This is a genomic window from Microcoleus sp. w1-18aA5 (genome assembly GCF_036701705.1).
GTDB lineage: Bacteria > Cyanobacteriota > Cyanobacteriia > Cyanobacteriales > Microcoleaceae > Microcoleus.
The window spans coordinates 1-12,175 of sequence record NZ_JAUPTE010000057.1 but is presented as its reverse complement, the minus strand read 5'-3'; the positions used below and the strand labels follow the sequence as shown (position 1 = coordinate 12,175).

Here is a 12,175-nt window from a genome sequence, read left to right as displayed (position 1 = left end):
TCAACTTATAATATAATCGTCTCACTTATGCTTCAATCTCAAACATTGGATAAAGTCGATCGAAGTTGAAGTAACAACCTCACCTTCACTGTCTGCTCGTGAATATTTTTATTTTCCTTCTCATTTCTAATTTGTAAATTGCCCCAGTACAAATCATTGGATATTTATCAATCAAGTGTACGCCCGTTGTTGTTTTCCATATTGAAAACCGATGCCGAGTGGCTGCACAACCGCACTCTTCAAGTTCTCGAACTCGCAGCCAGAACCCAGTCAAACCCCGCAACCAGCCAAATGCTCTGGCGATTGCAGAAATCTTTGGGAGTCCAAGATTCTCGCCTCGAACAATCTTTGTGGGGACTGAGCTTTAACAATCCTGTCGGCTTGGCCGCCGGATTTGATAAAAACGGCGTAGCTGCTGACATTTGGGCAAATTTTGGCTTTGGCTTTGCCGAACTTGGCACTGTCACTTGTCAACCACAGCCGGGAAACCCCCAACCTCGCTTGTTTCGCTTGACGGAGGACAGTGCAGCCCTCAACCGCATGGGATTTAACAATCAAGGAGCCGCGGCAATGGCAGCCCGGTTTCAGGCAGGACAGAAACAGTCAAAATTTGATGCCCAGCGCCCCATGCCTCAGTCCTCATTCCCCTTGGGCATCAATCTCGGTAAATCTAAGGTAACACCGTTAGAGCAAGCAGCAGCCGACTATTTGGAGAGTTTTAAGCTGCTGAAAGATTGGGGCGACTATTTTGTAGTGAACGTTTCCTCTCCGAATACGCCGGGGTTGCGATCGCTCCAAGATGCTGCTGGGCTTAGCACAATTTTGGAAATTTTGCAACAAGAAAATCAGGGAACCAAGCCAATTTTAGTCAAGATTGCGCCGGATTTGGAGTCCGAGGCGATCGTATCAATTCTCGACTTAGCAAAAACCTACCAACTAGCAGGAATTATCGCCACAAATACCACGATTCGCCGCGACGGATTGAAAACACAAATATTGCGAGAAACAGGCAAACCAATCGCCGAAGAAGCCGGGGGAATTAGCGGGCTTCCAGTGCGGGAGCGATCGACAGAAGTAATCCGATTTATTTGGCAATATACAAAAGGCGAATTGCCGATAATTGGAGTTGGCGGCATTTTCACCGCCGAAGATGCTTGGGAAAAAATAGCCGCCGGTGCGAGTTTAATTCAAGTTTACACCGGTTGGGTTTACGAAGGGCCTTGGATGGTGCGTCGGATTCTCCAAGGTTTGCTGCAAAAGTTGGACAAAAAAGGATTTAATTCGATTTCTGAGGCAGTAGGTTCGGAAAATATTAAGTAGCAGATCAGGACACAACAATATTGTGTCTTTGGGGCGGATTTATAACAACCGCCAAAACGGTTGATATAAATAAAAGTTTGATATGGGGAATTGGGCGAAGCCCAGGGATGAGGCATTGAGTCCCATCCGATTGGGAAATGGGCAAGCCTGTACTATAAAAAGCACAGGCGAGAGATTAGGAATTGGATATTAAAACTTAAAGATTCATGGCACTCTGGCAGAATACCAGTCTTGATTACCAATAACCAATAATATCAATTCCGGTTACACTTTCTATGATGGAGAGTGGTTCGTGGGGAGTGGGGGAATGTGGAATTGTGCAACCTTGACTTGATCATTCCCATCCAACCGGAAACGATATAACCAATATCCCAAAAATTTACTTAGGTTTAGAAAGTCCTGCCAGCGACCAAGTTAGACTCACCATCATTAACCGTGCTAGAGCCTTCAAACCATCTTCACCGTGATTTTCAAATGCTTTAGACTCGGTTTGAGAATTATCATTTTCTGGTAAGTCTTGAGTGGCTGCGGTTTTTTTCAACTCCGCTTTGTCACAAGATTCCTCAAGACTGACTTGTGACTGATGATTTTCTTTTTCTCTCATTTTATGAGTCACCTCCTTGAGTTATTGCATACATAACCCATACTACAAATATAAATTGTTTGTTTCCGGCATTTGGCGATCGAAGTTTTCTTACATGGCGATCGTAATCAGCCAATGAGGTGATACCCATCACTTAATTGTTATTTTTACTTACTAGCGATGTTTTTGCAAATCTGCTACAGTTAATACCTAACAATCAATTTGACGCTCAGTGACATCAAATTGAAACTAAACATCGGACAACTCAGAATAAACTAAGAAAATAAAGGTGTAGAGCTGATGGGAATATATCTCGATACTGCAATTGTAGCCGAAGCAAAAGAGGCGAGCAAGTTCGGCTGGCTTTCGGGAATTACTACTAATCCAACCCTCCTGGGAAAAAGCGATTTAGCTCCCGATGTGACGCTCACACAACTGGCGAAACTTATTCCGGGGGAAGTGTATTATCAGCTAACTGCATCTGATTTTGATGGCATGGTAGCAGAAGGAAAAGCGGCTTTTGAATTAATTGGACAGCAAACAGTGTTGAAAGTTCCAGCAACGGCGGCTGGTTTTCAAGCAGTAGCGCATTTGTCACCAGAAATTCCTTGCGCGGTGACAGCTATTTACAACGCATCACAAGCAGTTGTCTCAGCAGAAGCGGGGGCCAAATATGCGATCGCCTACGTGAATCGCGCCACCAGATTGTTAGGAGACGGTTTTGCCTTAGTGCGGGATATGGCCAATGTGTTGCAGAGAAGTAATACTGAGATTTTGGCAGCTAGCATTAAGTCGCCGGAAGAAGCGGTAAAAACTTTGTTAGCTGGCGCCCATCATTTGACATTGCCTTTTGACATTTTGCAAGCAATGACAGTTCATGAATTATCGCAGCAAACTGTGGATGAATTTGCGAAAAACGGGCGCGGAATTTGTGGATAATACCCAATTTATGTGAAACTGGAAAATTACGAATTGGTAATGGGTAATTGGTCTGGGTTTTGAATAATATTAAATCCGGTACCATCGGAATTATTCATCCCTCTGTTCTATTCCTCTGCGCCGAGAGGGTCAAGAGCGGTTTAATCATTCTAATGCAACCGAAATTGATATGACTACTGATGCCAGCAAAAAAAAACAATGCAACTGTAGACCCGTACTCCAAACCTATACAAAAGCAGTCATTACCAATTCTTAGATCTAAAATCTAAAATCTAAAATAGTATGACTATGGCATTCGCCAAATCTTAATAGTGCGATCGGGACTGCCGCTCACAAAAGTCTTGCTATCTTTGGAGGAAATAGCAACAGAACTCACAAACTGACTGTGACCAGAAAGAGTGCTTCTTTCTTTTCCCGTCTTCAAATCCCAAACTATAATATCTCCGCCCCCGCTGATCAAAGTGCGGCTGTCCGGGCTAAAGGCGATCGTCCTCACCCAGCTCGAATGCCCTTTAAAAGTGCGGGTGCGCTTCCCGTCTTGTACGTTCGACAAACGGATCGTATTGTCGTTGCTAGCACTAGCCACAATTTGCCCGTTCGGGCTAAAAGCCACAGCATTAACCGGGCCCCCGTGACCTGTGATAATTCTTCTGACTTCTCCGGTATCGAGATTCCACAAACGCACAGTCTTGTCCTGGCTGCCGCTAGCGAGAGTTTTACCGTCCCTGCTCAAGGCGATCGCGTTTACTCCTCCGGCGTGGCCGCTCAAAGTCCGCAACCTGCTGCCGGTTTTGACATTCCACAAACGAACAGTTTTGTCATCGCTGCCGCTAGCGAGAGTTTGACCGTCCCTGCTAAAAGCGATGGCGTTGACGGCGGCTTTGTGAGCAGCAATCGTCCGCATCCGTCGCCCCGTCTTCAAATCCCAGAGAATCACATTATTATCGCCGCCCCCGCTGGCCAAAATCGAGCCGTCCGGGCTCACCGCCAACGTCTTGACCGATTTTTTAGAATGCACCGAATAGAGAGGCGGCACCAGGAGGCGTCCCGTCCTCAGATTCCAAATTCTAATCGTCCCAAAGCTTGCGCTCACCAAAGTTTGACCGTCAGGCGACAGGGCGATCGCATTTACACTCCCTTTATTATCCAAACTTCTTTGCAAAAACTGACTGCTAGGTAAACTAGAAAGCAGCCACACCGGGTTTGCCGGGAACACCCCATAACGCAGCGAACCGTAAATTTGAGACGCGCCAATACCCAGCATCAAAACAGCCGTGCCGGCCAGCAGCTTCTTTTTCCAATCAAAAACTTCTTTATCGGTCTTGTTCAATCCCGAATTCAGAGGTCTGAGGCGGTTCATTGAACTCTGCTTCTTCGCCCCAGACGGCCCGGAAGTTCCGCGAATTTTAGTTTGCCCCGTCGTCGGCAACTGAGTCGGCACCTGAGTTTCTGCGTCGTCGAGATTAATTTCCTCCAAGCACTGCAAAACCATCTGGGGACTTTGAGGTCGATTGCCCGGAAAAGGCGCCATCAGGTAATCGATCACATTAGCCACGGCGTCGGAAACTTGAGGAGCTCCTTTGCGCCACATTAATCTGCCCGTGCGCGGGTTCTCTGGAAACGCAGTCGGCGGCTTCCCAGTCAGCAAATAAACAAAAGTGCGCCCCAGAGCAAAAAAATCCGACTGGGGAACAGCCTTGCCATTAGTTTGTTCCGGCGGCGTGTAGCCAGGAGAAACAATACCAGTCACATTTTGCCCCTGGCCAACCTTAGCGAAATAAGTCCCCGACACTTCCCGAGCAGTTCCGAAGTCTATCAGCACTAACTGCCCGTTGGGCTTGCACATAATATTGTGCGGCTTGATATCTCGATGAAAATAGTTGAGTCGGTGAACTTGGTCTAAAATTTCCGACAGTTGTTTGAGCCAATTCAGAGCTTGTTCTTGACTGATGGGGCGACCCCGATGTTTCAGCCAGTCTTGCAAATTGGCCCCAGCAATTTTCTCCATCACCAGACAGTGAAAAGACTCTGTGCTGTGAGCTGGCGTAAATGTAAAATAACCGTCGCGATCGACTTTAGGAATACCTGGATGTCTCAGCCTGACCAATACGTCGGCTTCTTGCTTAAAAAGTTCTACAGCTTTGGGATGGTCTTTGAGCAGGACTTTAAGCACTCTTCGGGCGCCGTTGTCGTCCACTTCAAATGTTCGGCCAAAGCCACCGCCTCCGAGAGGCGCGACTAGCCGATATCGACCTTGCAACAACAGTTCAGACCCGCAGTGGATACACACGGATTTGCCAGAGTTGGCTGGATCGGAGGGATTCGGGCATTTGGGATTGAGGCAATAACTCACAGAAGCCACATAACCCTGATTGAGGTTGCTCTATCAAGTTTTACTTTGACACTGCTATACAAAACTTGGTTAAACTTATCTAAGCTTTACCATTCAACTAGAAGTATTTTCTAGAGGGTCTGATTCCTGCTTCTGCCAAGAGAGTCGGCTCTTACTTGTCCACAGGCGTAAATTCGGGTGGAGCAGCACCCTATTTTTGAAGTCTATACAACTATTTATTATTGTGGAAGCTTTTAGCCATTGTTTAACCATTATTTTCAACCAATTTAACGAATCGTGGTATCCCGTTCGACCTTTTTATAGGCTGGTCAGTTTTAAATCGACCGTCGTTTACTGCTACACCAAACTTGGCCAAACTTATTTAAGCCTCACCATTCAATCAGAATTACTCCTGAAGGGTCTGTTTCCTGCTTCACCCAAGGGAGTCGGCTCTTTCTTGTCCACAGGCGTTAATTCGGGCGGAGCAACGCCCTCATTGAATTAATTTTAGTTGAAGCTTGTAGCCATTATTCATCAACTATTTTCCACCAATTTAACGAAACGCGGGCTCCCGTTCTACCTTGTGACAGGCTGGTCATTTTTGACTTGCACGCTCGGTTTACTCTCCCAGATAATTAAGCCTTTTTTTCGGAATTGATTTAATCATATCGCCCAGAATGTTAATCAGTCAAGTTAAGTATGACTAACTTTGGTGAACTTTTTGGCTAGGCAAGTCCAACTCAGTTTTCAACTTATGACGATCGTAGCACACCTAGTAAAAGACTCATCAGCACCCTTGATTTAAATCTTGCACCGTCTCTGAAGTCAAGGGAGGTTTTAGTCTCGCTTGACTTCAGCATTCCGTGTTTTTTATAACCGGGAGCACTGCGATCTAACGATCGGGTTGAGGTCAAAGCTTTTGTTGTTTGTCATAGCCGATCGAGGTCACAAATCCCTGATCAGAGCACATAATGTACAAACAGACCAGAACTAATAACGAGAGAACAGCCACATTTCAATTGTACGATCGCAGCCACCACTCTCGAAGAAAGAAGTGAGAGTGGGAGAGTGGGCGAGTGAGGGAGTGAAAAAATCGGCCTTCTTCCCTCTTCCCTCTTCCTTCAGCAGAAGAAAGCCTTTTAAACAAGTCCCTCAATTACCGGATGGAAGTAGAACGCCAGCGCCAAAACCGTATAAGCTGCCAACAGCAAAGTACCTTCTAGCCAGTTAGAGTTGCCGTCAGAACTGATAGAATTGGCGATCAGCACCGACACCGCAACCGCTACAAGTTCAAACGGGTTGAAATTCAAGTCCATCGGTTTGCCCAAGACAAAACCTGCCAAAACCAACACGGGCGCAACAAACAAAGCAATTTGCAAACTGGAACCCACGGCCACAGAAACCGACAAATCCATTTTATTTTTCATCGCTACCGTCACCGCCGTCGTATGTTCGGCAGCATTGCCAATAATCGGCACTAAAATCACCCCGGTAAACAGTGATGTCAGCCCCAAACGCGCTGTCGCTTCTTCGAGAGTACCCACCAACAGTTCCGACTCGACAGCTACCATCAGGGTACAGGCCAATAGCACCCCAATCCACAGTGGCAGATTGACTTTGTGGTCAGGACTGTCTGGTGCTAAGTTACTTTCGGCTAATTCTTCAAGCATTCCTATTTCTGCCACCCCTGCATCGTACAGATAACTGTGGGTTTTCATCGAAAACAGCAGCGTCAGCACGTAGACGATAATCAGGACTACAGCAACAGCGCTAGAGAGGTTCTGCATAGTTTCGGGAGGGATGCCAATAGAGGTGGCATTAACTGCCGTCGGCACCAAAATGGCAATCACCGCTAAGTTCATCGCTGAAGCGTTCAACCGGGCGACTGTCGGCTGAAATTCTTGTTCTTTGTAGCGCAAGCCGCCCAGCAGCATCGCAAATCCCATCACCAGCAGCAGGTTGCTCATAATTGAACCGGTGATGCTGGCCTTGACAACATCTATTAGTCCGGCGTTGAGGGCGACGATGCCGATAATCAGTTCCGTGGCATTTCCGAAGGTAGCGTTCAGCAAACCCCCCAAGTTGGCGCCGAGGACGACGGCGATTTCTTCGGTGGCTGTCCCCATCCAGGCGGCTAGGGGGATGATGGCTAAAGCCGAGGTGACGAAGATTGTGGAGGATTCCCAGCCGAGAAAGTGTCCGGCGATGGAAACCGGGATAAATAACAGCAGGCTGGAAATTATTGTATTTGTGTTTAGCATTTAGATTCTCAAAAGCTGTCAACTGACAATGATAGCCTGCGGGCAAATAAAAAAAAAAGCTTGGGTTCTGGAATTAAGCGTTCCGTCAATCGATTTTAGATTTTAGATACTTCGACTTCGCTTAGCACAAGTTTTAGATTGATGAAAGCGACCCGCACCGATAAATTCGGAGGCTGATACTCTGAGACGATCGCCCTCTTTGGCCCGCTAGCTGTTGGTCGCCGATTGATCGAGCTTTTGTACAGCGCAATCGCGAATCCCACGCAGTTGAAGCATAACTTCCAAAATCGCTATTTTTATCCGATATTTTACAGTATATTACAGTTGGTTGCCACATCTAAAATGCCATACCATAATCAAAGAAAAACTGTATTTATCAGTTGTTTTTTATTCAATTTTTTATAAAATTTTTAGTATTCAGATACAAATAAACACGCAACTACCGATAACCAACCGCTAGATTAATTAAGGAGTTTGTCAAAATGAACTTACCTGACATGACACTGCATATTCCTTCTGAAGATTTGCCGATCGCCAATTCGATCGCTGCTCCTGAAGTCACGCATCAGCTATCTGGAAACATCATCCTCACAACAGTCGATGACCTTTATAACTGGGCAAAAATGTCCAGCTTGTATCCGCTGATGTTTGGGACTGCCTGTTGCTTCATTGAATTTAGCGCCATGCTGGCAGCCCGTTTCGATTTGGATCGATTAGGTGTATTTCCCCGGATGTCTCCCCGACAGGCAGATTTGATGATTACCGCTGGCACCATCACGATGAAGTATGCTCCAGTTTTGGTGCGCCTGTACGAACAAATGCCAGAACCCAAATACGTGATTGCAATGGGTGCTTGCACGATTACAGGCGGAATGTTCAGTGCAGATTCTCCGACTGCTGTCCGCGGTGTAGACAAGTTAATTCCCGTGGATGTCTATGTGCCAGGATGCCCGCCCCGCCCCGAAGCGATTATGGATGCGATCGTCAAACTCCGCAAAAAAATTGCCAACGAAAGCTTCCAAGAACAGGCACTGAGGGAACCAACCCACCGCTATTACAGTCGCCCTCACGGGATGAAAATCGTCTCACCAACCCACGAGGGAAAATACCTGGAGACTTCAGCGCGACAGATGGCGCCAAAAGAAATTACATCATCGGGATTGCCAACAGTCCAACAGTTTCAATTAACTTCTTATACCTCTCATGATTGATATTGGACTGACTCATATAGCCCTTCCGGTTTCAAATGTTGATCGCAGTATCGAATTTTACTTCAAGTATGCTGGAATGCAAGTAGTTCACCGCCGCATCGATGCAGAAACTGGTGTTGCTGTGGTCTGGCTTTCTGACCGCACTCGCCCTTTTGTAATTGTGCTAATTCAAACAGACTCCGTACATCCCGTTCTGTCTCCCTGGGCACACCTCGGAGTTGGCTGCAAAAGCCGCGAATATATGGACGATCTCTGCGACAAAGCACGTCAAGAAGGCCTATTGCTTGAGGAACCAAAAGATGATGGATATCCGATCGGCTACTGGGCTTTTTTGCGAGATCCGGACGGTCACACGCTGGAACTATCCTACGGGCAAGAAATCGGATTTACAGTGGAGAATGCTACTTGATGTATAGAGCTGCGGCAGTGCTTTATCTCTGAGGATGTAAATTAAGCTGGGGAATACATTAAAAAGCAATGGGGAATGGCAATGAGGCAAGTTGTAATTGTGGGATCGGGGCCAACTGGTGCGGCACTTGCCTTACTGCTGGTGAAACGAGGTATTGCCATAACTTTGGTTGAGGCGGCAAAAGATTCCTACCGAGTGTTTCGCGGTGAAGGGTTAATGCCCAGCGGATTGGATGCGATCGCCCAAATGGGCTTATCCACAATGCTAGAAGGTGTTCCACACCGACAAATTGATGCCTGGGAGTTCATTGTGGGCGATCGGCAACTATTTCGAGTTGATGAGCCAATGGGGTCAAATCGACCTTGTACGCTAGTTTCTCAACCGCCATTCCTTGAAGCACTAATTGCAGAAGCTCAATTGCATCCAGAGTTTGAATTTATCCCAGGTGTTCCCGTAAAAGATTTACTGTACAGCAACGATCGCATTGCGGGTGTAAAGCTAGGAGATGGGCGAGAGATTCCTGCTGCACTTGTGATTGGTACAGATGGTAGAAACTCGGTTGTACGACAGCGTGCAGAATTAGAGTTAGTAAAACAGCAGAATAGTGTAGATGTTCTGTGGTTTAAACTTGCCGCTCATCCTCGGTTTGTGGCGGATAATGTATTTTATTCCATCCTGAATGGCGGTAGCGGATTTAGTGTTTTTCATGGGGCAGAATCAGGAAAACTTCATCTGGCTTGGGTTTTATCTGCCGATGACAAAACCGATTGGAAACACACAGACTGGGCAGAAACTTTCGCATCGCTATCGCCTGCGTGGATGGCAGAACATTTCCGCAACTGTGCCGATACGATCGAATCTCCGATGCGATTATCTGTTGTGGTTGGTCGCTGTCCGTGCTGGCATCGACCAGGAATCATACTTTTGGGGGATGCTGCACATCCCATGTCTCCGGTTCGCGCTCAAGGAATTAACATGGCGTTCCGCGATGTCATTGTTGCGGCCAATCACCTTGTACCTTTATTGAAAGCAGGGGCTAATTACGAGGATATTGACTTAGCATTATCGGGGATTCAGGCAGAACGCGAACCAGAAATTATTCGCGCCCAACAACTGCAAGCACAAGAAGCGTGGAAAGGCGAACAACTGCGAAAAAATGGATTATTGCGTTTATTGATGATGCAAACTGCTCCCTTTTTGGGTGAAAATATTAAACAATTTTGGGTGAAAGGACAGTATGAATTGCGCCAAGGAGTAACAGATGTAAAATTGGTTGTGTGAAAAGAGGAAATTCAAAGTTAGGAGAAAATTGTATGCGATCGACAAATATCAAAGGACCGATCGGCACTATTCACATCATCGAAGCCAGCCCCCCTGTCACCGCTGCGGAATCCGAGGCGCTGCCGGTGGTGTTTGTGCACGGTATGACGGTTTCCGCGAGCATCTGGGAGGCGCAGCTTGCCCATGTCGCCCGTACCCGACGCGCGATCGCCCTTGATATGCGGGGACACGGCGATTCTGCACCGCCGGAAGACGGCAACTATGCGCCCGCCTCCTGTGCAGCGGATGTTTTGGCGGTACTGGATGGGCTAGGACTCGATCGAGTGGCGATCGTCGGGCACAGTTTCGGTGCTTGTATTGCCCTCGCCACAGCAGCCACAGCACCACACCGCATCGCGCAGTTAATCCTGGTAGATCCACCTGGAGACTTTACCAAGGTGCCTCCAGATGTGCACGAGGCACGGATCGTCCCCTACCAGAGAGCTCTGGAGACGGAGGATTGGCGGGCTGCTGTGGAAACCAGCTTCAACGAGGCGCTGACAGGAAGCAGGGCCCAGACGTGCGATCGGATACTCGCTTGCTTGGCGGCGACTCCACAGGATTGTCTGTCTGGAATGTCTCGCGGGATGTTTGCCTTTGAAGCAGTTGATCCTCTCGATCGCTACCTAGCAGCCCCTGGAACACGGGCCCACGCCATTATTGCTCCCTCAAACACTTTTCCGTTTAGCCTCCACATCCTCCGTCCCACACTGACGACAACTACGATCGCCGATACTGGACACTGGCTGATGCTGGATGCGCCAGAGGCCTTTGCTAGAGAACTGGATATTTGTTTGGAAGGTGTTTAATATAGATTTCGACAAAATCTGTTAGTTTTACCACAATTCATCGAGAGTTAAGTTGTGGGGATTTTGGAGGATGAAGGCGTTGTTGTCTTTGATTAAGTCACCGCTACAGAGAATCGGTAAGCGTTCTTGGTAAGCTTTAATCGCCAGGATATAATCTTTGTCTGCGAGTGAAGTTTGAATTTTCCGCAATTTGGCAACTACAAGGCCGAGGAGAGTAATTTCGCCACTTAATTTTTTGGGATTTGGGGTGTTGTGAATTTGCATAACAATTCCCTGAATAGTCGTGTTGGGAATGCGGGTAAGTAGTTCGCTTAAAATTTCAATTTGAGGGCGATTTTCTGCGTTTTCTAGGGTTTGAATTGCCTCGCGGATGCGGGCGGCATAATCTCCCAGGTTTTCCCGCTTAGGTAGCAATATTTCAAATTCTTCTGCATCGGCTGTTGGTTTGTGCCAAAGTGTGGCATTATCTAAGAAAGGTTGGTCTTCATGCCAGCCATGAGTTTGTAAGTAATTTCTCAGTTGATTTAGCTTGATTGTTTCGAGAGTTTGGCTATCTTTTACGGTGACTTTCATGGTTGAACTCCTTGGCTAATTCCCTCCATAATTGACTGAAGGGCGGCGACTGTAAATTTGTGGGTTCTGGGGATGGGGACGGTGACAGCGTTTGTGTTTGGTGTTTTTGGCTTTCCCCGCAGCGATATCCAATATCCGCAGCCTCTGATGCAGAGTTCTGTTTCCGACTGGGTTAACCATTCTTCGGGTGTTTCGGGGATTAAAACGACAACTAAAATTCGGGGAATGGCGAAGTTATCCCTTCTTAAGATGACTTGAAGCTACTTGTCAATAAAATATTATCGCGAACATTTTAATCAATCCCTCTTTAAAAATGTTTTTTTGTAAAAGGTGAGCGTTAGGTAAGGATTCAGGTCAAAAAAACTTCGGTGACAAAAGCTGGTAAAATAAACCAATGAAAAAGCCCCCAGCAACCAGA

11 protein-coding genes are annotated in these 12,175 nt (G+C 47.0%); 6 read left to right on the top strand and 5 right to left on the bottom strand.

Annotated elements, in window-relative coordinates:
* Positions 1-156 precede the first annotated feature (156 nt).
* Positions 157-1,320 carry a quinone-dependent dihydroorotate dehydrogenase gene (locus Q5691_RS19275; protein ID WP_333214131.1) on the top strand — a complete coding sequence of 388 codons (1,164 nt, stop codon included), beginning with the start codon at positions 157-159 and terminating at the stop codon, positions 1,318-1,320.
* A 379-nt stretch (positions 1,321-1,699) separates the two neighbouring features.
* On the opposite strand, the gene Q5691_RS19270 is transcribed toward Q5691_RS19275, so the two are convergent.
* A complete protein-coding gene (locus tag Q5691_RS19270) occupies positions 1,700-1,924 on the bottom strand; it encodes a hypothetical protein (RefSeq protein ID WP_333214133.1) in 225 nt (74 codons plus the stop codon).
* A 279-nt stretch (positions 1,925-2,203) separates the two neighbouring features.
* On the opposite strand from Q5691_RS19270, the gene Q5691_RS19265 reads away from it, so the two are divergent.
* Positions 2,204-2,842 (top strand): transaldolase family protein, encoded by a 639-nt coding sequence (locus tag Q5691_RS19265; RefSeq protein WP_333214134.1) that lies wholly within the window; start codon positions 2,204-2,206, stop codon positions 2,840-2,842.
* Between the two features lie 286 nt (positions 2,843-3,128).
* Here Q5691_RS19265 and Q5691_RS19260 read toward each other — a convergent pair whose 3' ends face one another.
* A complete protein-coding gene (locus Q5691_RS19260) occupies positions 3,129-5,204 on the bottom strand; it encodes a serine/threonine-protein kinase (RefSeq protein WP_333214136.1) in 2,076 nt (691 codons plus the stop codon).
* Positions 5,205-6,313: 1,109 nt separating this feature from the next.
* Entirely contained in the window at positions 6,314-7,435 is a 1,122-nt protein-coding gene (cax, locus tag Q5691_RS19255; protein ID WP_333214138.1) for a calcium/proton exchanger, read from the bottom strand.
* Positions 7,436-7,932: 497 nt separating this feature from the next.
* Here cax and nuoB point away from each other — a divergent pair, with 497 nt between their 5' ends.
* From nuoB to Q5691_RS19235, 4 genes are all read left to right on the top strand, one after another.
* On the top strand, positions 7,933-8,646 hold the full coding sequence (gene nuoB / locus Q5691_RS19250; protein ID WP_333214173.1) for an NADH-quinone oxidoreductase subunit NuoB: 714 nt from the start codon (positions 7,933-7,935) through the stop codon (positions 8,644-8,646).
* Positions 8,639-9,055: a VOC family protein gene (locus tag Q5691_RS19245; RefSeq protein ID WP_333214141.1), complete on the top strand. Its 417-nt coding sequence runs from the start codon at positions 8,639-8,641 to the stop codon at positions 9,053-9,055. The genes nuoB and Q5691_RS19245 overlap by 8 nt, the downstream gene beginning before the upstream one ends.
* An 81-nt stretch (positions 9,056-9,136) precedes the next feature.
* Positions 9,137-10,336, top strand: a complete 1,200-nt coding sequence (locus tag Q5691_RS19240) for an FAD-dependent monooxygenase (protein ID WP_333346384.1) — start codon at positions 9,137-9,139, stop codon at positions 10,334-10,336.
* A gap of 32 nt (positions 10,337-10,368) precedes the next feature.
* Complete coding sequence (locus tag Q5691_RS19235) at positions 10,369-11,184, top strand: alpha/beta hydrolase (protein WP_333346381.1); 816 nt, start codon at positions 10,369-10,371, stop codon at positions 11,182-11,184.
* Between the two features lie 27 nt (positions 11,185-11,211).
* Here Q5691_RS19235 and Q5691_RS19230 read toward each other — a convergent pair whose 3' ends face one another.
* Positions 11,212-11,757, bottom strand: coding sequence for a hypothetical protein (locus Q5691_RS19230; RefSeq protein ID WP_333346378.1), 546 nt, complete (start codon positions 11,755-11,757; stop codon positions 11,212-11,214).
* Positions 11,754-11,984 carry a DUF4365 domain-containing protein gene (locus Q5691_RS27760; RefSeq protein ID WP_445305839.1) on the bottom strand — a complete coding sequence of 77 codons (231 nt, stop codon included), beginning with the start codon at positions 11,982-11,984 and terminating at the stop codon, positions 11,754-11,756. Before Q5691_RS27760 ends, Q5691_RS19230 begins: the two co-directional genes overlap by 4 nt.
* Between the last annotated feature and the right edge of the window lie 191 nt (positions 11,985-12,175).